The sequence below is a fragment of the Pelodictyon clathratiforme genome (assembly GCF_982375515.1).
Genome location: NZ_OZ455102.1, coordinates 1,892,728 through 1,918,150, shown reverse-complemented (window position 1 = coordinate 1,918,150; position 25,423 = coordinate 1,892,728). Strand labels below are relative to the sequence as shown.

The 25,423-nt window shown below is 37.9% G+C and carries 27 protein-coding genes; 24 read left to right on the top strand and 3 right to left on the bottom strand.

Annotation, left to right across the window (positions count from 1 at the left end; translation table 11 throughout):
* Positions 1 to 73 precede the first annotated feature (73 nt).
* Positions 74 to 2,623: a PAS domain-containing sensor histidine kinase gene (locus tag AC56AD_RS09205; RefSeq protein ID WP_012508540.1), complete on the top strand. Its 2,550-nt coding sequence runs from the start codon at positions 74 to 76 to the stop codon at positions 2,621 to 2,623.
* Positions 2,624 to 2,752: 129 nt separating this feature from the next.
* On the opposite strand, the gene AC56AD_RS09200 is transcribed toward AC56AD_RS09205, so the two are convergent.
* Entirely contained in the window at positions 2,753 to 3,307 is a 555-nt protein-coding gene (locus AC56AD_RS09200; protein WP_012508539.1) for a hypothetical protein, read from the bottom strand.
* A gap of 293 nt (positions 3,308 to 3,600) precedes the next feature.
* Between AC56AD_RS09200 and AC56AD_RS09195 the strand changes: the two genes are divergently transcribed.
* The 23 genes from AC56AD_RS09195 (at position 3,601) to AC56AD_RS09085 (ending at position 20,249) form a co-directional block, all read left to right on the top strand.
* Positions 3,601 to 5,499, top strand: coding sequence for an ABC-F family ATP-binding cassette domain-containing protein (locus tag AC56AD_RS09195; RefSeq protein ID WP_012508538.1), 1,899 nt, complete (start codon positions 3,601 to 3,603; stop codon positions 5,497 to 5,499).
* A 59-nt stretch (positions 5,500 to 5,558) separates the two neighbouring features.
* Entirely contained in the window at positions 5,559 to 6,269 is a 711-nt protein-coding gene (locus AC56AD_RS09190; protein WP_012508537.1) for a DNA alkylation repair protein, read from the top strand.
* Positions 6,270 to 6,657: 388 nt separating this feature from the next.
* Entirely contained in the window at positions 6,658 to 6,864 is a 207-nt protein-coding gene (gene gvpA, locus AC56AD_RS09185; protein ID WP_012508536.1) for a gas vesicle structural protein GvpA, read from the top strand.
* Positions 6,865 to 6,916: 52 nt separating this feature from the next.
* Complete coding sequence (gvpA, locus tag AC56AD_RS09180) at positions 6,917 to 7,123, top strand: gas vesicle structural protein GvpA (RefSeq protein WP_012508536.1); 207 nt, start codon at positions 6,917 to 6,919, stop codon at positions 7,121 to 7,123.
* Positions 7,124 to 7,175: 52 nt separating this feature from the next.
* Entirely contained in the window at positions 7,176 to 7,382 is a 207-nt protein-coding gene (gene gvpA, locus AC56AD_RS09175; RefSeq protein ID WP_012508536.1) for a gas vesicle structural protein GvpA, read from the top strand.
* A gap of 52 nt (positions 7,383 to 7,434) precedes the next feature.
* Positions 7,435 to 7,641, top strand: coding sequence for a gas vesicle structural protein GvpA (gene gvpA, locus AC56AD_RS09170; RefSeq protein ID WP_012508536.1), 207 nt, complete (start codon positions 7,435 to 7,437; stop codon positions 7,639 to 7,641).
* A 162-nt stretch (positions 7,642 to 7,803) separates the two neighbouring features.
* Positions 7,804 to 8,415 (top strand): hypothetical protein, encoded by a 612-nt coding sequence (locus AC56AD_RS09165; protein WP_012508535.1) that lies wholly within the window; start codon positions 7,804 to 7,806, stop codon positions 8,413 to 8,415.
* A gap of 28 nt (positions 8,416 to 8,443) precedes the next feature.
* Complete coding sequence (locus tag AC56AD_RS09160; RefSeq protein ID WP_012508534.1) at positions 8,444 to 9,589, top strand: hypothetical protein; 1,146 nt, start codon at positions 8,444 to 8,446, stop codon at positions 9,587 to 9,589.
* A gap of 152 nt (positions 9,590 to 9,741) precedes the next feature.
* The gene (gene gvpN / locus AC56AD_RS09155; RefSeq protein WP_190274047.1) at positions 9,742 to 10,641 is read left to right on the top strand and encodes a gas vesicle protein GvpN; all 900 of its coding nucleotides are present in this window, start codon (positions 9,742 to 9,744) and stop codon (positions 10,639 to 10,641) included.
* Positions 10,642 to 10,670: 29 nt separating this feature from the next.
* Positions 10,671 to 10,985, top strand: a complete 315-nt coding sequence (locus AC56AD_RS09150; protein WP_012508532.1) for a hypothetical protein — start codon at positions 10,671 to 10,673, stop codon at positions 10,983 to 10,985.
* Positions 10,986 to 10,997: 12 nt separating this feature from the next.
* Positions 10,998 to 11,297: a gas vesicle protein gene (locus AC56AD_RS09145; protein ID WP_012508531.1), complete on the top strand. Its 300-nt coding sequence runs from the start codon at positions 10,998 to 11,000 to the stop codon at positions 11,295 to 11,297.
* 12 nt (positions 11,298 to 11,309) lie between these two features.
* Complete coding sequence (locus AC56AD_RS09140) at positions 11,310 to 11,822, top strand: Hsp20/alpha crystallin family protein (protein WP_012508530.1); 513 nt, start codon at positions 11,310 to 11,312, stop codon at positions 11,820 to 11,822.
* 4 nt (positions 11,823 to 11,826) lie between these two features.
* On the top strand, positions 11,827 to 12,789 hold the full coding sequence (locus tag AC56AD_RS09135) for an ArsA family ATPase (RefSeq protein WP_273277906.1): 963 nt from the start codon (positions 11,827 to 11,829) through the stop codon (positions 12,787 to 12,789).
* The gene (locus AC56AD_RS09130) at positions 12,786 to 14,933 is read left to right on the top strand and encodes a CDC48 family AAA ATPase (RefSeq protein WP_012508529.1); all 2,148 of its coding nucleotides are present in this window, start codon (positions 12,786 to 12,788) and stop codon (positions 14,931 to 14,933) included. Before AC56AD_RS09135 ends, AC56AD_RS09130 begins: the two co-directional genes overlap by 4 nt.
* A gap of 6 nt (positions 14,934 to 14,939) precedes the next feature.
* Positions 14,940 to 15,959, top strand: coding sequence for a GvpL/GvpF family gas vesicle protein (locus AC56AD_RS09125; RefSeq protein ID WP_012508528.1), 1,020 nt, complete (start codon positions 14,940 to 14,942; stop codon positions 15,957 to 15,959).
* A gap of 1 nt (position 15,960) precedes the next feature.
* Positions 15,961 to 16,734 (top strand): GvpL/GvpF family gas vesicle protein, encoded by a 774-nt coding sequence (locus tag AC56AD_RS09120; RefSeq protein ID WP_012508527.1) that lies wholly within the window; start codon positions 15,961 to 15,963, stop codon positions 16,732 to 16,734.
* 23 nt (positions 16,735 to 16,757) lie between these two features.
* Positions 16,758 to 17,534, top strand: coding sequence for a GvpL/GvpF family gas vesicle protein (locus tag AC56AD_RS09115; RefSeq protein WP_012508526.1), 777 nt, complete (start codon positions 16,758 to 16,760; stop codon positions 17,532 to 17,534).
* Entirely contained in the window at positions 17,500 to 17,772 is a 273-nt protein-coding gene (locus tag AC56AD_RS09110) for a gas vesicle protein GvpG (protein WP_012508525.1), read from the top strand. Before AC56AD_RS09115 ends, AC56AD_RS09110 begins: the two co-directional genes overlap by 35 nt.
* Before the next feature lie 67 nt (positions 17,773 to 17,839).
* A complete protein-coding gene (locus AC56AD_RS09105) occupies positions 17,840 to 18,112 on the top strand; it encodes a gas vesicle protein GvpO (RefSeq protein WP_012508524.1) in 273 nt (90 codons plus the stop codon).
* 13 nt (positions 18,113 to 18,125) lie between these two features.
* Positions 18,126 to 18,926: a GvpL/GvpF family gas vesicle protein gene (locus AC56AD_RS09100; RefSeq protein WP_012508523.1), complete on the top strand. Its 801-nt coding sequence runs from the start codon at positions 18,126 to 18,128 to the stop codon at positions 18,924 to 18,926.
* A 1-nt stretch (position 18,927) separates the two neighbouring features.
* Positions 18,928 to 19,128, top strand: a complete 201-nt coding sequence (locus tag AC56AD_RS09095) for a gas vesicle protein (RefSeq protein ID WP_012508522.1) — start codon at positions 18,928 to 18,930, stop codon at positions 19,126 to 19,128.
* Between the two features lie 24 nt (positions 19,129 to 19,152).
* Positions 19,153 to 19,902 carry a GvpL/GvpF family gas vesicle protein gene (locus AC56AD_RS09090; RefSeq protein WP_012508521.1) on the top strand — a complete coding sequence of 250 codons (750 nt, stop codon included), beginning with the start codon at positions 19,153 to 19,155 and terminating at the stop codon, positions 19,900 to 19,902.
* A 2-nt stretch (positions 19,903 to 19,904) separates the two neighbouring features.
* Positions 19,905 to 20,249, top strand: coding sequence for a gas vesicle protein K (locus AC56AD_RS09085; protein WP_012508520.1), 345 nt, complete (start codon positions 19,905 to 19,907; stop codon positions 20,247 to 20,249).
* 140 nt (positions 20,250 to 20,389) lie between these two features.
* Here the strand turns inward: AC56AD_RS09085 and AC56AD_RS09080 are convergent, their stop codons facing one another.
* Together AC56AD_RS09080 and AC56AD_RS09075 are read right to left on the bottom strand one after the other, a co-directional pair.
* Complete coding sequence (locus AC56AD_RS09080; protein WP_012508519.1) at positions 20,390 to 21,784, bottom strand: sigma-54-dependent transcriptional regulator; 1,395 nt, start codon at positions 21,782 to 21,784, stop codon at positions 20,390 to 20,392.
* 2 nt (positions 21,785 to 21,786) lie between these two features.
* Positions 21,787 to 25,239, bottom strand: coding sequence for a PAS domain-containing protein (locus tag AC56AD_RS09075; protein ID WP_012508518.1), 3,453 nt, complete (start codon positions 25,237 to 25,239; stop codon positions 21,787 to 21,789).
* Positions 25,240 to 25,423 lie beyond the last annotated feature (184 nt).

The window sequence follows — 25,423 nt, the reverse complement described above, 5'->3', positions numbered from 1 at the left end:
AAAAGTCACAAAAGTGATTGTTGGTTGATGGTGATGCAAGATGGGCTGGAATAGAGGATAAATAATCAATTTGGTGGAAAAAAAGTTACTCCGGTTAGAGCAGGAAAATGCCCGATTGAAAGCGCTCCTGAAAGAGAGAGAGGAAGAGAAGCGGATTACTTCTCTTCGAACGGGTGAGTGTCTGAGTGAAAGCGAGGAAAAGTTCAGGATACTCTTCGACGAACATTCAGCCGTGATGCTGGTTATTGATCCTGATACGGCTAACATCGTCGATGCCAATCGTGCAGCCGCCAGCTTTTATGGCTGGTCGATTGAGGAGCTCAGGAAGATGAATATTCAGCAGATCAATCTTCTTTCACCGGATGTTGTGCTGAAAGAGATGGAAAAAACCCGTTCATCGAAGCAAAACCGATTTGTTTTTTGCCACCGCCTTTTTGACGGCTCTGTGCGGGATGTGGAGGTGTTCAGTAACCGAATTGAGATTGGGGGCAAAGCGTTTCTCTATTCAGTCATTCATGATATCACTGAACGCAATCAGGCTGAGCAGGAGTTGCGCATCAGTGAAGAGCGTTTCAGGAAGCTGTTTGAAAGTCATGCAGCGGTCAAGATTCTTCTCGATCCTGATACGGGCAATATTGTTGACGCCAATCGTGCGGCAGCAGACTTTTATGGGTGGTCTGTTGAGGAACTAAGGAAGATGAATATCAGGCAAATCAATCCGATCACTGTTGAAGAGATCCAGAATAATCTTGATAAAAGCCGTTCAGCAAAGCAAAACCGCTTTTTCTTTCGTCATTGCCGTTCGGATGGCTCTGTGCGTGATGTGGAGGTCTTCTCGAGCAAGATAGAGATTACGGGAAAGGAATTTCTTTATGCTATTGTTTTTGATATCACCGAGAGCAAAAAGACCGAAAAACTATTGAGTGACAGTGAACTGAAGTTTCGTACGATTACGGAACAGATGGTTGAGGTGGTTTTTGTTTCTGACAGGAGCGGAATTCTGACCTATGCCTCACAGGCTATTGAAAAGATTTTTGGCTATACCCCCCAGGAGGTTATCGGGGATCACTTTACCGAGTATCTTGCTGAAGATGAAATTCCGGGAGCGCTTCTCATATTCAATAAAACCTTGCAGGATGACTTGATCGATCAGGTTGTAGAGTTCAGGTTCAGGAAAAAGAACGGAGATTTTTTTTACGGGGAAGTTCATGTTCACTATTTTCAGGGGCAGGATTTATCGGGCATGATGGGGCTGATCCGTGATGTTACAGAGCGCAAAAAGAATGAAAACAGGCGTAAACAGTACGAGCAGGAGCTGCTTGAAAACGGGCTGTTGCTCAAAAGTATCTATGAGGAGGTCAATCATTCCATTTTTGTTGTTGACGTCCTTCCAGATGGTTCCTATCAGTATAAAGGCCATAATCCGCTTAATGAACAACTGACAGGAATAAGCAATCAGGAGCTTGTTGGAGCAACACCCGAAAAGCTTTTTCCTCCTCAAATTGCTCAAAAGTTTATCGGTAACTACGATGCCTGTGTGCGTCGAGGCAGTTCCATACATTTTGAAGAGAATTTGCAATTCATGGGTAAGGTGAGCTGGTGGGAGACGGTTCTTAATCCGGTTCGCAATGATTATGGTCGTATTTACCGGATTATCGGTACCAGTACCAAAATTACTGCACGCAAGCTGGCTGAACAAAAACTGTTTCATCTTAACAAGACACTCGAAGAGCGTATTGCAGAACGTACCCGAGAGCTTGAAATAATGCATCAGCAGGTGATTCTGCATGAAAAACTTGCCTCGATTGGTCAGCTTGCTGCCGGTATTGCCCATGAGCTGAATAATCCGCTCAATTTTATCAAGATCAACTTTTCGACCCAGAAGGAATATTTTGACGATCTCTTGTTGCTTGTAAACGAGTACCGGGAGATTACAGGAAAAGTGGAGTCGATGGGTGGATTTTTGGCTCCCGCGTTGCAAAAGCTACGCAGAATGGAGGCGGAGCTTGACATTGATATGCTGCTTGATGATATTCCGATGATCTTTTCCGAGTCAAATAATGGTTTCGAGCGTATGACAACCATTATCAACAGCATGAGGAATTTCTCCATAACTCACGCTCCTGATGAGCGGGTCTCGTTCGATCTCAATCAGGGACTCCGTGATATGCTTATTCTTGCCCGTCATGAATATCGTGACATTGCCGGGATTGAAACCAGGTTTGATGAAGTGCTTCCTTCGGTATACTGTAATCCGGAACAGATTAATCAGCTCTTTCTCAACATGATTGTCAATAGTGCACATGCAATCAAGTCACAGAATCGGAGTTCTCCCGGCACAATCGCGCTTCATACCTGGTTCGAGGGCAGCAAGGTCTTCTGCTCAATTACCGATGACGGGCCAGGCATACCGGAGGAAATCAGGAGAGATATTTTTAATCCGTTTTTCAGTACAAAAGAACCTGGAAAAGGTATCGGACTCGGGTTAAGCATTTGTTATGACATTGTTGTCCATAAACATGGTGGAACTCTTTCTGTTGAGTGTCCTGCTGGGGGAGGTACGATTATTACCATAGGGTTGCCTTCAAGGATCTGTCCAGTTGCCGGTTTTCAGCCAGAGTAGCGCTCGTGTTGCAACTTTTCCATCAGCGATTGAACGTTGTTCTGTTTATCAGATATACAAATGGTCTCTGAATTTTAGGCGATGGAGTTGTTGTGTTTTTGGTCAATTTCAGTGTGTTCAGGGTTTTAATTACTGCATGGCCCTGATTTTTTCAATCACCGCTTCATGCGGATTGTTGTCATGATCGGTTGAGGGTTCGGGAAGTGCAACCAGTTTTGCTACGATTTCAAGGAGTTGCTGATTGAGATGTATGGCGATGTCGAGTACACGGGTCTGGCACTGCTGCAGTTCATGGTGGATGAATTTTTCGACGGTGTGCCGTTTCATTTTTTCGAGAATTCTGGCCATCATCTCGGCATCAAGGTGCTTGGAAACTGCGCTGAAATATTCCAGGGGCAGGTCATTTGCGTATCCGGTTGCCTGGTCAATGCCCATTTTGATGCATACTTCGGCGGCAATCCGTGGGCGGATGTGTTCGACCATAAGCGGAATGACCATGAAGTTGGGGATGAATTTGACGATCATGCTTATGGCGTTGTAGAGATCGTCCAGCCCTTCTGTTTTATTGCTGATAATATTGATTGCCCAGGTTGCAACTTCCTGTTGCTGCTGGTGTGGAAGCTGATGTAATACTTCAGGTACGGGTAGATCGCCCCATGCCAGCAATTTTTCCAGTTCACTCATTTGAGGTTATTTGATGGTGATTTTACTCTGTTTTGCAGGGGTAATTTCCTGCATGTTGTTTTTGTATTAGCACAGTTTATGAAAAAAAAGGGGAACAGGAAACTGGAGAGAAAAAAAACGTTGCGTTCGTTCTGACAGCATAACTCCTCTTTTTGTAAGTTGGTACCAGTTTTTATCGTTTAAGCGGTGCACAATGAGTTGGCTGCCAAACGGGATGTAATCGTTATATTCCGCTCTTTTGAAAGGTTTTGAAGGGCATGAATGAACATAAGTATAAGGAATGGTGAAGAGGTATGGTGCTTTTAACAGTTGAAGGGTTACAGAAAAAATATGGTCTGAAACATTTGTTTGAGGATGTCTCGTTTGGCATTGATGATCGCGACAAGATCGGTATTATCGGGGCAAACGGGAGCGGTAAAAGTACGCTTTTGAAGATTCTTGCGGGGGTTGAAACGCCTGATAAAGGAAAGGTGATGGTGGCTAACCAGAAGAGGATTGCCTATTTGCCGCAGGATTCTCCTTTCAATCCTGAGGATACGGTGCTGGAAGCCATTCTGAAGTCGAGCGATAAGGCGATGGATCTGATTTATGAGTATGAAGTGGTCTGCAAGGAGCTGGAGACGCGCCACAGTGAAGACCCATCGTTGATTGAGAAGATGAGTCGGCTTGCTCACGAGCTTGATGTGTGTGGTGCATGGGAGCTTGAATCGAATGCCAAAATGGTGCTTGGTAAACTGGGTCTTTATGATCTTGCGGCAACCATGGGTACGCTGTCCGGTGGTCAGCGCAAGCGTGTGGCATTGGCTCATGCGCTTGTTGTGCCGAGTGACGGGCTTATCCTTGATGAACCGACCAACCATCTTGATGCCGATAGTGTTGAGTGGCTGGAGCAGTATATCCGTCGTTATCAGGGCGCGGTGCTTTTGATTACGCATGACCGATATTTTCTTGATCGTGTGGCGACTCGAATGATTGAAATGGATGGCCGGACGGCGGTTACCTACACCGGAGGATATTCAAGTTACCTGTTGCAGAAGGCTGAACAGGAAGAGCAGGCGATACGGGATGATCGCAAGCGTTCCGCCCTTGTCCGTCAGGAGCTGGAGTGGATGAGGGGTGGCTGCAAGGCACGGACGACGAAACAGAAAGCCCGTATGTTGCGTGCCGAGAGCCTTGTGTATGCTCCGAAAAAGCAGAAGTCAAAAGAGCTTGAGATCGGCTTCGGAGCTGGTCGGCTGGGTGATAAAATCATTGAGTTTCACCAGGTATCAAAATCGTACGGTGACAAGTTGCTGCTGCATTCGTTTGAGTATCATCTGCAAAAGGGAGACCGTATTGGCATTATCGGACCGAACGGTTCGGGAAAAACGACCCTGTTTGATATGATTACCGGGCGTGTTGAGCCTGACAGTGGCCATATTGATCTTGGTAAGACGGTGAATATCGGTTATTACGATCAGCAGAGCAGGGGACTTGATGATTCGAAACGGGTGATTGAGTATATTCAGGAGCATGCCGAGCAGATCAAGACTAAGGATGGCACAGTTTTTTCTGCTGCGAGAATGCTTGAGCGTTTTCTCTTTGCGCCCTCAACCCAGTACAGTTATATCAGCACCCTTTCGGGAGGCGAACGCCGGCGGCTCTATCTGCTCAAACAGCTCATTGATTCGCCCAATGTGCTTCTGCTTGACGAACCGACCAACGATCTTGATATCCCGACGCTCCGGGTGCTTGAAGACTATCTCGATACCTTTCAGGGCTGCCTTTTGGTGGTCAGTCACGATCGCTATTTCCTTGACCGGACGGTGGAGTATATTTTCGCCTTCGAGGAGAACGGCAGTATTCGTCGCTATCCGGGTAACTATACCGTCTACCTCGAAATGAAAGCAGCTTTGGCGGCCAAGGGAAAGGATGAAAAGAAATCATCTGCGAAAGAGGCTCAGAAGATTCTTCCACCGGTATCGGTAAAGCCAAAGCCCTCAAAGCTTTCAGGCAAGGAGAAGCGTGAGCTTGAGCTGCTTGAGCAGACGATCCACGATGCTGAAATCCGTCAGTCGGAGATAGCCGCACGTCTTGCGTCGGCAGGTAGTGATTTTGGGTTGCAGCAGCAGCTTGGGTCGGAACTTCAGGCGCTTCAACAGCAGCTTGAAAAAGAGATGGCCCGGTGGAGTAAGCTGGCTGAACAGGCGTAGGGTGTTGATAATGAGGATTTCGGGAAACGATTAATCTGAAGTTAAGAGGGAATATTATCATGAGTGGTACTGCATCCATGATCATGAAACGTCTTGAGGCGCTCTCAAATCCCGAGGCGGCCCGGTTTGCGCAGAGATTTTTCAAAACTGGGCCCGGTGAATATGCTGAAGGTGATCTTTTTCGTGGAATTCGGGTGCCAGTGTTGAGAAAACTTTCCTTGACGGTGGATGATGTTCCTATGCCTGAGCTTATTCTGCTGCTTGAGTCGGCTTTTCATGAAGATCGATTGCTTGCTCTGTTGATGCTGATGCGTCGTTTTATCCGGGGTGACGAACCCTCACGGAAGCGGATTTACGATATCTACCTTGCACATACCCGATGTATCAACAACTGGGATCTGGTTGATATTTCCGCGCCGCATATTGTCGGCAGCTTTTTACATGACCATCCACGAACGTCCCTCCTTCAACTTGCTGATTCTGAGAGGTTGTGGGAGCGCAGAATTGCTATTATCGCAACCTTTCATTTCATCCGTCTGGGAGAATTTCAGGATACTCTTGCTCTGGGAGAAAAGCTGCTTCAGGATCCTGAAGAGCTGATTCATAAGGCTACAGGGTGGATGCTCAGGGAGGTTGGCAAGCGTAACCTGGCTGCACTTGAAGATTTTTTATCGAGACATTATCAGCGTATGCCAAGGGTTATGCTCCGATATGCAATTGAGCGCTTTCCTGAAGCAAGGCGGCTTCTCTACCTGAAAGGGAATTTGTAAGAGCAATATCCGCCCATTCCATTTGGGTTGCAATGTTCTTCCGCCTCACGTCACTACTCTCCATCCATCAAGAAGTCATCCTGCCCGGCAGGTACTGTTTCTTCCTTAATTATTAAAAGCGAACATGCTTCCGCACACCTGTGCGGGGTTAAATAGAAAATAAGCAGGATCAGGGAAGCATTATCGGTCTCAAAACAGCACAATATAAGATAGTGTTAAAATAAAATTTATTATAACTGATTTATAATAAATGAGTTAACTTGTGCTTTGTTTTGTTGGGCAACTGTAATTGCAAATGCTGGCATGGTATATGCCACTTATATGTGAAGAGGTAAGCCGTCCCTCTCTTTGTAAGACGGTGTTTATTGATCAAAAACAGGAGAATATCATGTCAGTAGAAAAAACAATCGGTTCATCAAGCCTCGTAGAGGTTATTGATCGTATCCTTGACAAGGGTGTTGTTGTTGATGCATGGGTAAGGGTATCGCTTGTGGGTATTGAACTTCTTGCCATCGAAGCAAGGGTAGTCGTTGCCTCTGTAGAGACCTATCTGAAATATGCTGAAGCAATCGGCCTGACCGCAAAAGCAGCATAAAGAGAATGGGAAGCTGAGTTGTCGATTTTAAAACCAAAAACAGGAGAATATCATGTCAGTAGAAAAAACAATCGGTTCATCAAGTCTCGTCGAGGTTATCGATCGTATCCTTGACAAGGGTGTTGTTGTTGATGCATGGGTAAGGGTATCGCTTGTGGGTATTGAACTTCTTGCCATCGAAGCAAGGGTAGTCGTTGCCTCTGTAGAGACCTATCTGAAATATGCTGAAGCAATCGGCCTGACCGCAAAAGCAGCATAAAGAGAATTTGAAGCTGAGTTGTCGATTTTAAAACCAAAAACAGGAGAATATCATGTCAGTAGAAAAAACAATCGGTTCATCAAGCCTCGTAGAGGTTATCGATCGTATTCTTGACAAGGGTGTTGTTGTTGATGCATGGGTAAGGGTATCACTTGTTGGAATCGAACTTCTTGCCATCGAAGCAAGGGTAGTCGTTGCCTCTGTAGAGACCTATCTGAAATATGCTGAAGCAATCGGCCTGACCGCAAAAGCAGCATAAAGAGAATTTGAAGCTGAGTTGTCGATTTTAAAACCAAAAACAGGAGAATATCATGTCAGTAGAAAAAACAATCGGTTCATCAAGCCTCGTAGAGGTTATCGATCGTATTCTTGACAAGGGTGTTGTTGTTGATGCATGGGTAAGGGTATCACTTGTTGGAATCGAACTTCTTGCCATCGAAGCAAGGGTAGTCGTTGCCTCTGTAGAGACCTATCTGAAATATGCTGAAGCAATCGGCCTGACCGCAAAAGCAGCGTAGTGCAGCACGCGGTATGATGATTGTTCTTGCTAAAACATCCTCAGTCTCTTATGTCTCTCGAGCATGATTTACCAAGAACTTATTATTATGAAATAAAAAATTGAGAGAAAGCATGTTACATGTTTTATGTTTCAGATGAAATACATATAACATTTCGTAAAGATGGTTATTAAGGAAGAAATAAATAAAAAGGGATTTGAATCTTCAGATAGTTGTGATTCTGATGAAGTTAGAATAAAAAATATTCAGAGTGCATTTCAATCATCCGAAAATATAAAAGAGTCGTGTCATTATTTGATTGATAGTGTTGAAGATTCTTTGGAATATCTTAAGGTGAGGAGAATGGATGTTAGTATAAAGCTTTGTGAGGCATTGGCTAAAAAAGAGTCATTGCGGAAAAAGGATTATAATCTGATAATGGATGAGATCTATAGTATTCTTGATCAAAAAGAGAGTAATGCTAAAAATCATTTTGTTGCATTCATAGAAGACCAGAAAAAATTTACACAGTCATTAAAAAATATAATAGTAAATATTTCCGATTATAGCGTTGCAGAGAATGCGGATAAAAATGCGTTATTGAAAGCTGAGCTATCTGAGATTGCGGAAATACAGGAAAAAAGAAAAGAAGATGTTATGGGGATATTGATGGATTTTCAGGAAACACACAAAAGATTGATGGAGTATCTGGAGTCTTTGCTTGATAAAGGAGATATTATCAGTATCAGGGATATAAAACATGCTAAATATATAATAAGCAATAGATTTGTTTAAGGCTATATAACCTAAAATGGAGAGACAAATGGGATTGGCAAATCAAATGAAAAGCTTGAGTGAAGAAATGCTTTCTTCATTTAAAGAGCGCGTCAAAGATAATGAAGCCCTTGTTGCAGATGTTGCAGAAAAAATGAAGCAGTATCGTGACGAGCAGGAGGAGACTGCTAAAAAAATAAGTAATAATGCGGCGGAATTAAAAAAGACACTTGATTCTGGAGAAAAAGATCGACTGGGTAAATATGCCCAATTAATAGGATCTATTCAAAAAGATATTGATTCAATCGAAAAAGAAGTTAAAGATTTGATTCAGGACTTTTCCAAAGCAAGAACTGTTTTGGCAAGTGATTTGAATAAGTTTTTTACAGAGGAGAATACAGCACGTGCTCAGAATGAAAAATCAAGAATGGCTGAGTATGAATTGTACATTGGTAAAATAAGCGCTGAAGTGTCGAGTATTTTTAATTATACAAATGAAATGCTTGAAAGATTCGGAACTGAGCATAAGGAAATGTCTGATGAATTAAGGGCCGAGCTGAATAAGACAAGAAATGAAAGATTTGAGTATACGCATGCGTTGCTTAAAAGCATTCAGGAAAGAATAGCTGATATCGGTAATGAAAATCTTAATGCAGCTCGTAAACTGAAAAAGGATATGGATCAGGGCGAAGCTGATCGACTGAAAGAATACAACACTTTATTTGAGCGAATCAGTCGTGAAGTAACCGAGCTGAGAACATCGACAGCCAGTCTGTTGGATAATTGTTCTGCAGACAGAGCTGAAGGTGCAGGATATTGGAAAGAAATGCAGGAGAAGATAGCAGCTATAAGGAGTGGGGGGGAAGTGGTGACTTCGGATAAAATTGAAAAGCCTGTTGTGAAAGTTGCTGAAAAAACAGAGATAAAAGCAGTGATTAACGAATTACCTGTATTTGAGGAAAAAATGCCGGTTGTTAATATCGAAACACCTCAAGTTGCAAGTGAGAGTACTTTGGAAGAGAAAATTCTGCAATATATCAATAGTCATCATGAAGGTGTAAAGGTTTCTGACATGGAGGAACCATTGCATGAAACTCGAATGAAGATAGGTTTTGCTGCAAAATGTTTGCTTGATGCAGGTAAGGTTTCGAAAGTCGAAAATCTTTATTATCCGATAAAGAAGACGTTTAAATAACCGTTTCGTTGGAAACGTTACAGGATTTTATTGTATATTCAAGGTCCTGTAACGTTTTTTAACCTTATAGAAGTAATAGCTGATTAAGATGCGGTTATAATTAAAATTCTAATAGCCATAAAAATATGCGTCGTCAGGGATGTGATAGTGAGATGAATACAGTGCTTGAGCCAAAGCCCATGCCTAATTTTGTCGAAACAGACTATATCAGGGATATAACAAGCCGTGGTCTGACTTATATGAAAGCAGGATTTCCCGTTCATTTCAGAGGTCCTTCCGGCACAGGGAAAACGACAGTTGCTTTACATCTTGCTAGTAAGATAGGTCGGCCTGTTGTCATTATTCATGGCGATTCTGAGTATAAAACATCGGATCTTATTGGTAGTGAGCAGGGTTATAAATACAGAAGATTGGACGATAATTTTATTCACTCTGTCCATAAATATGAAGAGGATATGACCAAGCAATGGGTAAACAACCGTTTAACTATTGCTATCAAAAAAGGCTTTACTTTGGTTTATGATGAGTTTACACGATCACGTCCTGAGGCAAATAACATACTTCTTCCGATTCTTCAAGAAAAAATGATGAGTACTTCATCTTCAAATGAAGAAGAGTATTATATGAAAGTTCATCCTGAATTCAGGGCAATATTTACATCTAATCCTGAAGAATATGCCGGAGTTAACAGGACTCAGGATGCATTGCGTGACAGGATGGTTACAATGGATCTTGATTATTTTGATTATGAAACAGAACTCATGATAACTCATGCAAAATCAGGAATGTCGCTTGATGATGCAGAAAAGATTGTCAAAATAGTTCGAGGATTGCGGGAATCAGGTAAAACTGAGTTTGACCCTACAATAAGAGGATCGATTATGATTGCCAAGACATTAAATGTTCTTAATGCAAGGCCGGATAAGACAAATGAACTTTTTAAAAAAGTCTGCCAGGATATTTTGACTTCAGAAACCAGTCGTGTCGGGTCAAAAACAAATCAAGAAAGAGTGCGTGGTATTGTCAATGAGTTGATAGATTTACATTCTTAGTTATATAAACTGCAATTCTGGAAAGAGTTATGCCAATTAATAACCCTAAAAAAGGCGTCAGCAGTATAAAGACGCTGCATACGGTTACAAAGTCTGCTGCAAGGCAGACAGATACAGCCGATTTTATTGAGTTGTATATGCTTGAAAAGGAAAAACAGCGATTAATGAGTGAGGAGACAAAAATATTGCATAGACTTGATTATGTTCAAAATAGATTAAGGATTATACAGAATATTTATGAACATAGTTCACATTTGCTTGATCCTCAAAACAGAAATAGAAATAATATGTATGGAGAAGAAACGAAAAATCCCGGATTTACGACTATCCAAATAGAGTATTAAAAATATCTCATCATGCCAGAATTAAAACATGCTGTTAATGCAACAGGACTTGCCGATATACTTGAAAGAGTACTCGATAAGGGTATTGTGATAGCAGGGGATATCAAGATACAAATAGCTGATATTGACTTGCTGACAATTAAGATAAGGTTATTAATTGCATCAGTTGATAAAGCTATGGAGATGGGTATAAACTGGTGGCAGGAAGATACATATCTCTCTACAAAGGCGAAAGATAAAGAACAGCAATTACTGCGGGATGATTTACAGCAACGCATAGAGAAGCTTGAGGCATTGACGAAGATAACATAATAACGAGATCCGATGAAAAACACAAAAGATGGTAATGGAGATGCTGAGTTTGATTTTATGGGCTTGGGCGGTCTTTTTAAAGGAATAGAAAAATTAGTTGATCTGGCAGCAAAACTTGAAACATCAGGATCAATTAATCGGGAAGGAGAATTTAATTTAGATTCGTTAAAAAAAGGGATGAATGGTGTTTATGGATTTACAATAAAATCCGCAATTGGTGGTGCTCCAAAGGTTGAAACTTTTGGTAACATAATAAAAACACCACAAGGCCCAAAGGTTAACGAAGAGCGTGAACCTATAACAGATGTATTCGATGAAAATGATGAAGTTGTAATAATTGCAGAAATGCCGGGTATTGAAGAGTCTGATATTATTATTGACTTTAAGGATGATATACTTGAAATTTCAACGAAAAGCAGAAAAAAAAGCTATCGGAAAGAATTATTATTACCGATAACTTCTGATAATCAAGTTATTAAAAATAAATACACAAATGGAATACTTGAAATAAGAATTAAAAAATAATATAATGCCGCTTACAGGTTTGGATAGCCAAGACCTTAAGATGATTATCTTTGGTGGTAAGGGAGGTGTTGGTAAAACCAGTTGTGCTGTTGCATGTTCGATTGGCTTGGCAGAAAAGTATAAAACATTGGTAATTTCAACTGATCCGGCACATTCGGTTTCAGATAGTCTTGAACAGGAAATTGGATTCAGACTTCAACCGGTTCATAATGTAGTGAACCTGACCGCAATAGAAATATCTGCAGACAAGGCATTTCAAGAGTTTAAAAAAGAGCATGAACGTGAGCTTATTAAACTTTTCGATACATCCACAAATTTCGATGATGATGATATACAGCAAATGATGAGTATGTCAATACCTGGTATTGATGAAGTTATGAGTTTTAAAACCATCATTGATTTGATTGAAGAGAATAATTACGAGAAATACGTTGTTGATACAGCCCCTACTGGTCATGCATTGCGCTTGCTCTCCTCCCCGGTTCTCCTTGATGAGTGGATCAAAATGGCTGCAAAAATGCGGTGGAAATATCGTTATATGATAGAGTCTTTTTCGGGAGAGTATAAGGATGATGAAGCGGATGTCATGCTTATCAATCTTAAAAAGACAGTCAAACGTATTGCTGCTCTTCTCAGTAATGGTAATAAATGCGAATTTATTCCTGTCTGTATTCCTGAAGATATGGCTATTATGGAGACAGAAAGATTGTTACATGAGCTTGGACAGTTCAAAATTACATCACGCCAATTGATTATAAATAATGTAATGGAGTCTGACGAGTCAGGATTCTGCAGACAGCGAAAAAAAGCACAATTAAAATATCTGCTGAAGGCAAATGAATTGTTTAATAAATTAAGGATAGTGACTGTTCCGGTATTTCCTGATGAAATTAAAGGGTTGGCAGCATTAAATAAGTTAAAACAGGTGCTCTTTGACGTTAAAGAGCAAAAAAGGGATCTGACATGAGCAATACTGAGTTGGTCTTAAAAGTCAAAGAGGCAATTGTTAAGGATGTAGGGCGTGCAATTGCGAGAATTGATCCGAATGATATGGTTCATGCTGGTTTGGAATCGGGTGATATTGTCCTTATTGAGGGAAAACGCTCCACTCCAGTTAAAATACTTCCTTCTTACCCTAATGATCGAGATAAGGGAATCATACAGATTGATGGAATCACTCGAGAAAATGCCATTGTTGGAATAGACGAAAAAGTTCTAATACATAAAACAACAATACGCAAGGCAACAAAAATAAAACTCAAGCCGGTAACAAAATCAAGCTCTTTGATTAAGGCTGATGATGCGAAATATATTGGTTCTCTTATAAATGGTTTACCGGTTTCTAATGGTGATAAAATTAAGGCGACATTATTTGGTTCCGGATCGATATATTATACGATTTCATCGACCGTACCTGATGGAGTTGTTTTGATACATCCTGATACATCAATACAACTTGAATCTTCAAAACAAAATGAAGTAAAATCAAACAAGATTACATACGAAGATATAGGTGGACTTGGTAATCAAGTTCAGCGAATACGTGAAATGATTGAATTACCCCTAAAATATCCTGAAATATTTGAAAGGTTAGGAGTCGAACCACCAAAAGGTGTTTTTTTGTATGGACCTCCAGGTACAGGAAAGACGCTTATTGTGAGAGCCGTCGCACAAGAGACCGATGCTTATTTTATAAATATATCCGGCCCTGAAATTATGGGCAAGTATTACGGCGAAAGCGAAGCAAGAGTACGTAATATATTTGCTGAGGCCCAGTCTCATGCGCCGTCTATAATATTTATTGATGAAATAGATGCAATCGCTCCAAAACGGGAGGATATGGGTGGCGAAAAGCAGGTTGAGAAAAGGGTTGTAGCTCAGCTTTTATCCTTGATGGACGGTTTGGAGTCAAGGGGCAAAGTTATTGTGATTGGAGCAACAAATATTCCAAATTCTATTGATCCCGCGCTTAGAAGGCCAGGACGTTTCGATCGTGAGATATCAATTTCTATTCCTGATAAAAAGGGACGACTTGAAATACTTCATATCCACACAAGGGGTATTCCCTTGTCAGAAGATGTGGATATGTCAAAGATTGCTGATATTACCCATGGTTTTGTTGGAGCTGATCTTGAAGCTCTTGCTCGCGAAGCGGCTATGACAGCGTTAAGGAAAATTCTTCCAAGGATTAACTTTGAATTATCAGAAATACCATACGAGCTATTAATGCAGTTAGAAGTTACGATGGATAATTTTCTTGATGCGATGAAAGAGGTCGAACCTTCTGCTATCCGTGAAGTATTTGTTGAGGTTCCTGATGTCAAGTGGGAAGATGTTGGGGGGCTTGATGAGATTAAGCAGGCATTGAAAGAGACCGTAGAGTGGCCTCTAAAATATGCTGAACTATTTAAAAAAACAGATACCAATCCTCCAAAGGGTATAATATTATATGGTAAGCCTGGCACAGGAAAAACATACCTTGCTAAAGCGCTTGCCAGTGAGAGTGGAGTAAACTTTATTTCTGTAAAAGGTCCTCAAATACTTAACCGTTTTATTGGAGAATCTGAAAAAGGGGTAAGAGAACTTTTCAGGCTTGCGAAACAATCAGCGCCCACAATTCTCTTTCTTGATGAAATAGATAGTCTTGCTCCACGAAGAAGGAATGATGGCGTAGAATCAGGAGTTATTGACAGAGTAATCAGTCAATTTCTCACAGAAATGGATGGTATTGAGGAGTTAAAAGGGGTCACTGTGCTTGCTGCAACAAATAGAATTGATCGTATTGATCCCGCTTTATTACGATCAGGAAGATTTGATCTCATGTTTGAAGTTCCATTACCGGATTTATCAACAAGAGAGATGATTTTTAAAATACATACTAAAAATATGCCTCTAAAAGAGAGTGTTAGTCTAAATGCACTTGCCGAAAAAACCGATAATATGACTGGCGCAGATATACAGTTTATATGTCAAAAGGCTAAAATGGTTGCTATTCGTGAACTGATTGATAAAAAAGTCGATTCAGAAACTATAGAAATAATTATAACAGAAGAGCATTTTGAACATGCGATACAAGTAGTCAGCAATCAGGCAACAAATAGACAAAATTAATAGATAATGGACAGGCAAGGTATTTATATATATGGATTTATTCCAAATCACTATTTGACAGATATCAAGACTATATTGATTGAGTCAGGTATTTATTCGATAGAGTATGGCAGTATTGCTGCCCTTGTTTCTGATACAATGGTAGATGATATTGAGTATTTAAATAGAGAAGATTTAGCTTATTTACTTGTTGATCATCAGAAAAAAATTGAGTTGATTATGAGTACAGGTTGCTCAACAATAATTCCCATGCAGCTTGGTACAATTGTAAATTCGGGTAATGATGTTATAAAAATAGTTAAAAATGGATTACGTATCATCAATAAAACTTTTGATGATATAGCTGATATTCAGGAGTTTGATCTGGTGGTCATGTGGAATAATTTCCCTGATCTTATTAAAAAAATATCAGATACTCCCCAGATCAGGATTATGAAGGAAGAAATTGCCAATAAAGGTAGTTATGATCAGGCGGACAGCATAAATATCGGAAAAATAATCAAAAAAAAGATTGATGAAAAAAATAGTAAAGTCAATCTTGATATTATGAATTCTTTATCTTCTTTATGTATTTGTGTTAAGAAACATGAGTCGATGAATGATGAAATGCCGTTAAATTCAGCATTTCTAATAAAAAAGGATAAAGAAAACTCTTTTATTGAGATGGTTAATCAACTTGATATAAAATATGAAAATCTGCTTAGATATAAGATAGTTGGTCCGTTGCCTTGTTATAGTTTTTATACTCTTGAATCAAAACTTCTAAATAAAAAAGAGATCGAAAAGGCAGAAAAAATTCTTGGTATTGATGCCTATAAATCAGAATCAGATATAAAAAAGGCATACCGAGCAAAAGCAGCGCACGCCCATCCAGATAAAAATAATACTATTTCTGCAATTGATAACGATGATTTTATAGAGATTAACAAAGCATATCAGATTTTACTTGAATATTCAAGTGTCTTCAAGGATTCTCCTGATCATAAGCCGGATGAACCTTTTTATCTGGTTAAAATAAAGAAATAATATGGAAAAGGATGGCAAGTACGTTTATTGTATCATTGCTTCTACTTATGAATGCAATTTTGGTGCAATTGGAATAGGGGGTAGAGGTGATCTTGTAAATACAATTGGATTTCAGGGCTTAAGTATGGTTGTTAGTGACCACCCACTTAATCATTTTGTTTTAAACCCGGATAATATTCTTGCTCATCAAAGAGTCATAGAGGTCGTGATGAGTCAATTCAATAGTGTTATTCCAGTTCGATTTGGCACAGTTGCAGCAACACCAGATGAAATAAGAAATCTTCTTGATCGCAGGTATGGCGAATTATCTGAACTTCTTGAGCGTTTTGAAAACAAGGTTGAGTATAATCTTAAAGCATCATGGCGCTGCATGATCGATATATATAAAGAGATAGATAAAGAACATGTTGAGTTAAAACAATTGAGACGTGAAATAGAGGGACTGAAGGATGAAGAAAAAAGAAAACTGCTTATTGTTGAGGCCGGACATATTATTGAGAATGAGTTGCAAAAAAAGAAAGAAGTCGAAGCATACGAAATTGTAACATATTTGAGAAAGACAGTTGTTGCTCATAAGCATAATAAGACAACTGGCGAGGCTATGTTTATGAATACCGCTTTTTTATTGAACAAAGGCCGTGAAGTAGAGTTTGATAATATAATGAATGATCTTGGTGAGCAATATAAAGACAGAAGTGACTATTATTATACAGGCCCTTTACCGATCTTTAACTTTATAGATTTACGAATTCTTCCTGAGAAATGGGAACTCTGAAATCATTATTAATTATTAATCAGATGGATATCGAAACAACGAAAGAGGGAAGATATATATACGGAATTATACGCAATTCTGAATTTATTGATTTCGGCCAGATTGGTATAGGTAAACGTAATGACAGGGTATATGGTGTTATTTACAAAGATATTTGCGCTGTTGTAAGTTCAACGCCGATCATACAATATGAAGCAAGACGAGCAAATATGATCGCCCATCAGAAGGTTCTTGAAGAGGTAATGAAGCGGTTTAATGTTCTCCCGGTAAGATTTTCTACAATATCACCTCATGATAATGATGACGCAATAATCAAAATATTGATTACCGATTATAGCAGATTTGATGAATTGCTCATCAAAATGAAAGGAAAGAAGGAATTGGGCCTAAAAGTCATGGCAGATGAAACAAGAATATATGAAAATATTATTCAGAAATATGATAATATACGATCTCTAAGAGATAAGCTATTGAACCAGCCTGCTGATAAAATACACTATCAGCGTGTAAAAATAGGTGAGATGGTTGCAGATGCACTGAAGAAAGAGATTGAGAGTTATAAACAACAGATTCTTGATATATTGAGTCCTATCGCTGAGGATATCAAGATAACTGATAATTATGGTAATCTTATGATTCTTAACGCCGCATTTCTTATTAAGGAAGTTAAAGAGTCAGAGTTTGATGACTCTGTAAATAAACTTGATGAGAAGTATGGAAATATTATGACATTCAAATATGTAGGTACGTTACCGCCATATAATTTTGTTAATCTGTCAATTAATACAAAAGGGGTATAATATTTTTATTTTAGACGATATATTATTTGCTCCACTTAATGGGCTTATATTTATAGCAAAAAAAATAAATGATGTCGTTGAGAAAGAGACGTCTGATGAAGGTGTTGTTAAAGAACGTTTAATGGCTCTCCAACTCAGGTTCGAGTTGGATGAGATTGATGAAGTTGAATATGACAGAGAAGAGGATGAATTATTACAAAAACTCGAAAGAATAAGATTGAATAAACAAAATCAATAAAAAAATTGTTTTTATGGAGTAAAATATAATCCTTCGTTTATTTTATAAATAACTATTGGAGCATATAATGAGTAAAATAATTACTATAAGAAATACGGTAGTTGCGTTTCTTAAAGAAAATGTACAGACAGCAGATGTAACAGTAATAAGGGTAGAAAAATCAGGAGATACCTGGAAAACTGTTTCAGAAGTATATGAGGATGATTCTTTTTTAAAATCGATGAATCTTCCCCCCAAAAAAATAAGGTTATTTTATGCTGTAACTGTCGATTCAGATTTAGAAGTTATTTCTTTTTCGAGGTTGTCAACATATGATGATTCTGAAAGTGAAAATAATTGATTATTGATCTTCTATGGTTGCTATTCAAGAAAGACTTATATACATCTTTTGTGTTACAAGTGAGCCCCCTTTATTACAACAGTATCAATTGCAGAAGGGAATATGCGTAGTAGATGTTGATGGATTATTTGTTACTACAATGGATGTGACAGATAATGATTTTGCGGAAAATCAATTACAATCAAATCTATCTGATGTTGTCTGGTTAGATACAAAGGTAAGGGAACACCTTGATGTTATTACTTCCATTATGCAACATGTCAAGAGCCTGATTCCCTTCAATTTCGGCACTCTGTACAAATCTGAAAGCAGTTTGATGCAGTTTATAATCAAATATGCTGAAGAGTTTAAAAAAAATTTGGTTTATCTCGAAGAGAAAGAGGAGTGGGCTGTAAAGCTCTATTGCAATAAAAATAAGATTGTAGAGAATATCACGCATCTCAGTAAAAAAGTATCAGATATAAATGCTTTGATCCAAAATAGTTCAATAGGAAAAGCATATATACTTGGAAAGAAAAAAAATGAAATCATCGAGAACGAGATTATTAATATATATAATACGTACTCAAAAAAAATATTTACAAAGTTTAGTATCTTATCTGAAGAATTCCGTTTCAATCCAATTCCAAACAATGAAACTTTGGAAAAAGAGGATGATATGATACTTAACGTGGTTTTGTTATTGAATAAAGCAAATGTTGAAAGTTTTATTGAAACGTCTGATCAGTTAATTATTCAGCATCAAAATATAGGCCTGAATATTGAAATTACAGGCCCTTGGCCTTGTTATTCCTTTATAAATATATCGCATTGAAATGCAAGACGAATTTTATAGCAAGAATAAAGAAATTACAATTCTCGATGTTCTCGATCGTGTTTTAACCAAAGGTGTTGTTATTACAGGAGATATTGTCATTTCCGTAGCAGATATAGATCTTGTGTATGTTGGACTCAGACTATTGCTAAGTTCTGTGGAGACGATGGAAAAAAATAAACAGAACTCGATAAAAATGTAAAAACAGCATTTATTATAATCAAGCATGCCTTTAATTATTTATGCTATTTTTGATTCGATAAATTATATCGATTCGTTTTCATCATATGTTGATGCAATATCACTTAAATCAAAAATTAAACTTGAAATAATATCTACAAGTACACTCTCTGCTATCGTTTCAAGAACCACTGATGAGAAAAAACAAGCATGTCAAAATGATGTAATGATATATGCAACGATTATAGGAGACATTGCTGCTAAATACTCAATACTGCCTATGAGGTATGGATCTATTGTATCATCACCATTCGATGTGACTGAATTATTAAAAAACCATAATGAAACATTTGTTACAATAATAAAAAAAATAACTGATAAAGAAGAGTATTCCTTAAGAATACTCTATTCGCATCAGGATAAAGAAAAAAATAATATTGAAGATTTGTTTGATTTGCCTCAAAATGTTCCAGATATTTTACATGGAAATACTGACAGTAAAAAATATTTATTAAACAAATACATAAAACACTTATCAGAAGAAAAGAGGCTTCAATACATTGATAAGATACAGTCGATTGTTGCTTGTAATCTTCAAAAAATAACTGATTTAATTGTGTACAATAAACAAACAACAACAGGATTTATAGTTGATGCTGTATTTATGATAGAAAGGTCGAAAAAAAGTGAGCTTCTTGATTTAGTTATTCAAATGCAGACTCTATTTTCGGAACATAACGTTGTTTTATCTGGTCCATGGCCACCATATAATTTTTCAAATATAAATATTGGATAATTATGGATAGTGATAAGATATTATATTATGCAGGTTCGGCAGATGAAATTATTGAAGAACTTGAAAAATTAAAACCAGGTATTCAAGGGAGAATCAATGCAACTCCCGATAATGTAGAGTCAGGTCTCGCCAAGCTTGTATTGACTCTTATTGAACTTATAAGAAAATTGATTGAAAAACAGGCAATGCGCAGAATTGATGGTAATTCATTGAGTGAATCACAAATTGAAGAGCTTGGAGAAACGCTTATGAAGCTTGAGAAAAAGATGGAGGAGTTAAAAGGTATCTTCAACCTTACTGACAAAGATCTCAACCTTAATCTCGGTCCTTTGGGCGATCTTATGTAACCCATATCTACAAAAGTATTTCTCAAGAATTGATTCCGCAGTAACGTAAGGTCAGACATAAAAATATAAATCGTCCTTGATATAAGATTACGCGCAATTATTCGCTCGACGTATATTAATAACTGCTACAATATATCACTTTATCGCTCTGCTTCATTTCTTTTGATATCAATTTTATATTTTCTCATCCTTCTAATCAAAGCATATCTGCTTATCCCAAGTATCTCTGCTGCCATTACCTGATTATATTCGCATTCCTCAAGAGTTTTATGTATAGCATCTTCCTCATCAATTTTAGTATTGCTATCAGTTGTATTGGATATTTTGTTCACTACAGGTAATGGGAAATCACATATTTGTAGTGAATTCCCTTTAGAAAGTATGATAGCTCTTTCAGCAAGATTTCTTAATTCTCTTATATTCCCGGGAAAACTATATTTTTCAAGAGCGACAAAGACATCATCACCAATAGATTCTATCGGTTTGTTGATTTTTTCAGAGAACTCTTTTGTGAAATCGATAAACAATGGCCCGATATCTTCTATCCTTTCACGAAGAGGCGGAATATGTATATGTAATGTATTGAGTCTGTGAAGTAAATCAAGTCTGAATTTTTTTTCGTCAACCATTTTTTGCAAATCACAATTTGTCGCGGCTATCAGTCTGAATTTTGTTTGTATTTGTTTTGTATCTCCGACTCTGGTAATTGTTTTTTCCTCAATAGCCCGTAAAATCTTTGACTGCAAATTCAATGGCATATCAGCAATTTCATCCAGAAATAATGTCCCCTCATTGCATATTTCAAATAATCCTTTTTTATCTGAAATAGCACCAGTGAAAGCTCCTTTTTTATGTCCGAAAAATTCACTTTCAATCAAAGCGTCACTTATCGCACTGCAATTAATAGCTCCAAAATAATTGTCCTTTTGCTTGCTCATATAATGAATAAGTTTAGCAAAAATCTCTTTTCCTGTTCCACTTTCGCCCGTAATAAGTACATTTATATCTGAATATTCTGATGCTGTTTTAGCCAGTTCGTAGATTTCAATTATCTGTTTGCTTTTTCCGATACAATGGCGTCCTATTTTTGAAGCAATATCTGATGTTATCAGTGAGTACTTCTCTTCTGCATGCGCGAGGTTACGCTGCATTTTAAGATATTTTTGTGTTCGCTCTATAGCTATCTGTATATCTATATACCTCATGGGTTTACGTAAATAATCAAAAGCCCCCAGCCTTATGGAGTCGATTACCGTATCCATGTCACCATGTGCAGATACCATGATCACTTCGATACCAGGATACAACGATTTGACATTTTTTAAAATATCAAGTCCGTTTGTACCTGGCAAACGTACATCAAGAATGAGAAGATCAATATTATATTTGCTCAAAATAGCATAACCTTCTTCTGGCGTGTTTGCAGAAAAAGGAATAAAACCAGTGTTTTTCAGGTAATCACTGATCTCATTTGTAAAATCTATTTCATCGTCAAGTATTAGTACCTTTATCTGACTAATGTAATTATTCTGCATGTTCAGTTGCTATTTGACGGAAGAGTAATAATAATGCATGTTCCGTTCATTGGAACACTTTTTATTTTAATATCGCCATTCATCTCTTTTATAATGCCATAACTAATCGAAAGTCCAAGTCCTGTACCTTTTCCAGATTCTTTTGTTGTATAAAATGGATGCATTATATATTCGATATTGCTTTCACTTACACCTATCCCATTGTCTTCTACTGTTACTATTATCGAATTGTTTTTGTAAAATGATCTAACAAATATTTTCATTTCAAAGCCCGTATTATAGATTTGTTTCTTTTCTTCAAGAGCATCAATAGAGTTTTTGATTAAATTCAGAATTACCTGTTCGAATTTGTAAATGTTTCCAGTAACTGAGAATCGCTCTTCTTCAGCTTTGAAATCAAGTATTATAGATTTGTGCTTACACTGCTCGGATACCATCAAGAGAGCGTTTCGAATGCTTTTATTGATATTTATAACTGAAGATATATAATTATTATCTGTACTTGAAAAGGATCTGATGTTATCTATTATAGTCTGAATTCTTAATATGTTTTCAAATATTTTTTCGGATTTGATTTTAATTTCTTTTTCACATGCCCAATTATGTTTTGACGCATCCATCAAAATCTTATCAACGATTAATCCAATATTATTAATCGGTTGATAAATTTCATGTGCAATACCAGATGCCATTTCACCAAGACTTATTAATCTTTTGGCATGAAAAAGTTCGCTTTCAATTATTTTTCTTTGTGAAATATCACGAATAATCATCATATACGATGATGGAGCTCCATTATAATCCTGAATTAATGCCGCACTGATTTCTGCCGAATATACGGTATTGTTTTTCTTTTTTAGCACGATCTCTTTGTTTTGTATCAAACCTTCGCGTAATGTTACATCAAATATTTCATTGATTATTTTAATGTTATCTGAGTATACAATATTTGAAAAAGACATGCCTATAACATCAGCTTTATTATTGGCTCCAAATATTTCAAGACCAATATCAGAGACACTGCTGATAATTCCATCAAGATCAGTTGTTATAATGCTGTCAGGTGACGCTGCTATGAGAGTCTGGTATTGTTTGTCTAATTGTCTTCTTGATTTTTCTGCTTTATTGTTTTTGTTGGAGTCTGTAATAAAGACAGCTATAGAGTTGATATCTTCATTGATTCCATAAATAGGATATGCGGAAATATGATAGATATATTCTTCATTCCGATCTGTTTCATGAAGATTTGAATGAAACAGATCCTTGAAATGAACTGGTTCTCTTGTATAAAAGATAAGTTCAAATTTTGTTTTTCGTTCTTCCTGAAGTTGACGAGGAAAGAGAGAATGAAAGTTTTGTCCTATAACGCTTTTTGATTCTAATGAGTAGATATCGAGAAAATCTTTGTTTGCATCAAGAATTGTTCCATCGATTGCCAAAGAGCATAGTGGCTCCACAGCAGAATTCAAAAGAGATGTGAAATTGTGTGTATTGATGAGATGGGTAGTGTCATCATTTTTATATTCTGTAATATCAATACTTACACCCATATATCTTTTTACAAGTCCGTTTTCATCTTTTACAGGGAAACCGTGAGTCATCATTTGTCTTACGGTGCCATTTTGATCACAGATATTGTATATTGTTTCAAATGTATTTTCATTATGAATTGCATCCCGCATTGTCTTTTCTGTATTTATCCTTTCCATAGGAACAATGGCTTGTAACCAAGTCTGGTAGGAAGGGTTACTACTGTGCAAGTCAAGTCCATAAAGCATCCGTAATTTATCGGACCATATCATCTCTCCATTTTCAAGATTCCACTCCCAGTTACCGGTATTTATGGTTTTCATGGGAGTCAACACGATGACAAAGTACCCTTTCTGGTGGCTGTATGCTGTAATATCAAGCCATTTATCCAATGTGTTTATATATAAATCGAATCTTTCTGCAATTCCATTCAGTGATACACGCCCAACTTTTTCAAATAGTTCCGGATTAGATATGCTTATACCCGGAATATGCATAGATATACTTTGTCCCTCAATGATTTGTAATCCTGTTAATCTTTTGAAATTCAGATTTACCACTTCAGGAATGAAATCTACTGGACAATTATCTTTAAATATCATTCTGCAATAAGCAAAACCATTCAAATGATTATTGAAGAGGTTCCGGTAACGTACTCTTTCAACAAGAAGCTCTTTTTCTGTTAAAATGAGGTTTGTAATGTCCATAATGAACATCAGCAGCTTTGTTATTTCACCATCGCTATTTGGGATAGGGTAGACAGTATGGCGGTATATACGCCCATGAGATTCTTTTTCGTAAAAGATACGTTCGCCAGTAAAAAGAACCTCCGCAATTACGTTCCTCTGTTCAAGAGCAAGTTCAATAGAGATAGAATCAAAAATATTCGAGCCTGGAGTTATTTCAGAGTGATTGTTTAATTGAGTTTTGAATGCATTATTAGCTAAAATGATTCCGCCATCGGGATCAAGAAGAAGCATTGGTTGAGGAAAGACATTAAACAGTCTGTTGAACGATTGATCCTCCTCCTTTTTGTCCATTGCTGCCAACAGTAACTCTTCGGCGGAATGGGTTTCTGCCATTTCAAGCAGGCGAAGACGGAATGCGGTCAGTGATTCGTATCTCTTGCGTTCAGAAATATCATGAATAATTGAATAGAGAAGGATTTTACCATGAATTTCAATTGCATTACTGAAAATATCGACTTCTCGCAATGACCCGTCAGCTTTGCGATGGCGAAAAGAAAACTGGTTTTGTGTCTTCAAGACGCTTTTCGCCATCTCTGCTTTAATTTTATCAGGAGACAGGGTGCTGATTTGCTGCATATGCATTTGGCGTAGTTCATCGATTGACCAGCCATAAAAAATTGCAGAGGCGTTATTGGCATCAACGATATAGCCTGTTTCGGGATCGATGATTAACATAGGTGCTGAATGGTTCTCAAACAGTTTTCTGAACCGTTCTTCGCTCTCCTTCTGAGCCTCTTCAGCTATTTTTCGTTGTGTGATGTCATCAATTATAGAGACGAAGTAGCCTTTTTGAGGGCAGTAAACTGTCAGGTCAAACCATGACCTCAATGGTTCCAGATACAATTCAAACCGATTAGAAATTCCTGTCTGGGCTACGGTTATATGTTTCTCGATAAATTCAGGAAAGGTGTTGTTGATGCCGGGAAAGACCTCGGTCGCTCTCTTTCCAACAACGTTTTTCAGGCCGGTCATTTTCTCATAACCGGAATTGACTTCCTCATGGATAAAATCAACAGGAACTCCTTCTTCGAATATTACGCGGCAGTAAGCATACCCATTTTGCATGTAGTCAATAAGGTTGCGATGATGGGTATTGCTGGCAGCGAGTGCATCCCTTGTCTCTTTAAGCTCAGAGTAGGAGTTATCGGCGTTATTGTCTGTATATATTACGGGCATATGGGCTCTTTTGTTGAACAGAACCTTCTCTTCAGTGGTAAGCGCATTGCACTTCGATCTCTCCCTTCAACATACGAAAATTTCATCTAAAAATTTTACAAGAGGGGGAGATGGAATGGTGGCGACAAAAGTGATATTCTTCATTCTGATTTGAGTAACAAATTGCCTGACCTATTTCAAACAT

What these genes read in the sequence shown, in the direction of transcription:
- gvpA (WP_012508536.1), top strand. Translation starts at nt 7,176, where the DNA reads ATGTCAGTAGAAAAAACAATCGGTTCATCAAGCCTCGTAGAGGTTATC.
- AC56AD_RS09130 (WP_012508529.1), top strand. Translation starts at nt 12,786, where the DNA reads ATGAGCAATACTGAGTTGGTCTTAAAAGTCAAAGAGGCAATTGTTAAG.
- gvpA (WP_012508536.1), top strand. Translation starts at nt 6,917, where the DNA reads ATGTCAGTAGAAAAAACAATCGGTTCATCAAGTCTCGTCGAGGTTATC.
- AC56AD_RS09190 (WP_012508537.1), top strand. Translation starts at nt 5,559, where the DNA reads ATGAGTGGTACTGCATCCATGATCATGAAACGTCTTGAGGCGCTCTCA.
- AC56AD_RS09135 (WP_273277906.1), top strand. Translation starts at nt 11,827, where the DNA reads ATGCCGCTTACAGGTTTGGATAGCCAAGACCTTAAGATGATTATCTTT.
- AC56AD_RS09150 (WP_012508532.1), top strand. Translation starts at nt 10,671, where the DNA reads ATGCCAATTAATAACCCTAAAAAAGGCGTCAGCAGTATAAAGACGCTG.
- gvpA (WP_012508536.1), top strand. Translation starts at nt 7,435, where the DNA reads ATGTCAGTAGAAAAAACAATCGGTTCATCAAGCCTCGTAGAGGTTATC.
- gvpA (WP_012508536.1), top strand. Translation starts at nt 6,658, where the DNA reads ATGTCAGTAGAAAAAACAATCGGTTCATCAAGCCTCGTAGAGGTTATT.
- AC56AD_RS09075 (WP_012508518.1), bottom strand. Translation starts at nt 25,239, where the DNA reads ATGCCCGTAATATATACAGACAATAACGCCGATAACTCCTACTCTGAG.
- AC56AD_RS09120 (WP_012508527.1), top strand. Translation starts at nt 15,961, where the DNA reads ATGGAAAAGGATGGCAAGTACGTTTATTGTATCATTGCTTCTACTTAT.
- AC56AD_RS09195 (WP_012508538.1), top strand. Translation starts at nt 3,601, where the DNA reads ATGGTGCTTTTAACAGTTGAAGGGTTACAGAAAAAATATGGTCTGAAA.
- AC56AD_RS09090 (WP_012508521.1), top strand. Translation starts at nt 19,153, where the DNA reads ATGCCTTTAATTATTTATGCTATTTTTGATTCGATAAATTATATCGAT.
- AC56AD_RS09080 (WP_012508519.1), bottom strand. Translation starts at nt 21,784, where the DNA reads ATGCAGAATAATTACATTAGTCAGATAAAGGTACTAATACTTGACGAT.
- AC56AD_RS09125 (WP_012508528.1), top strand. Translation starts at nt 14,940, where the DNA reads ATGGACAGGCAAGGTATTTATATATATGGATTTATTCCAAATCACTAT.
- AC56AD_RS09200 (WP_012508539.1), bottom strand. Translation starts at nt 3,307, where the DNA reads ATGAGTGAACTGGAAAAATTGCTGGCATGGGGCGATCTACCCGTACCT.
- AC56AD_RS09165 (WP_012508535.1), top strand. Translation starts at nt 7,804, where the DNA reads ATGGTTATTAAGGAAGAAATAAATAAAAAGGGATTTGAATCTTCAGAT.
- AC56AD_RS09105 (WP_012508524.1), top strand. Translation starts at nt 17,840, where the DNA reads ATGAGTAAAATAATTACTATAAGAAATACGGTAGTTGCGTTTCTTAAA.
- AC56AD_RS09115 (WP_012508526.1), top strand. Translation starts at nt 16,758, where the DNA reads ATGGATATCGAAACAACGAAAGAGGGAAGATATATATACGGAATTATA.
- AC56AD_RS09095 (WP_012508522.1), top strand. Translation starts at nt 18,928, where the DNA reads ATGCAAGACGAATTTTATAGCAAGAATAAAGAAATTACAATTCTCGAT.
- AC56AD_RS09085 (WP_012508520.1), top strand. Translation starts at nt 19,905, where the DNA reads ATGGATAGTGATAAGATATTATATTATGCAGGTTCGGCAGATGAAATT.
- AC56AD_RS09145 (WP_012508531.1), top strand. Translation starts at nt 10,998, where the DNA reads ATGCCAGAATTAAAACATGCTGTTAATGCAACAGGACTTGCCGATATA.
- AC56AD_RS09100 (WP_012508523.1), top strand. Translation starts at nt 18,126, where the DNA reads ATGGTTGCTATTCAAGAAAGACTTATATACATCTTTTGTGTTACAAGT.
- AC56AD_RS09140 (WP_012508530.1), top strand. Translation starts at nt 11,310, where the DNA reads ATGAAAAACACAAAAGATGGTAATGGAGATGCTGAGTTTGATTTTATG.
- AC56AD_RS09160 (WP_012508534.1), top strand. Translation starts at nt 8,444, where the DNA reads ATGGGATTGGCAAATCAAATGAAAAGCTTGAGTGAAGAAATGCTTTCT.
- gvpN (WP_190274047.1), top strand. Translation starts at nt 9,742, where the DNA reads ATGAATACAGTGCTTGAGCCAAAGCCCATGCCTAATTTTGTCGAAACA.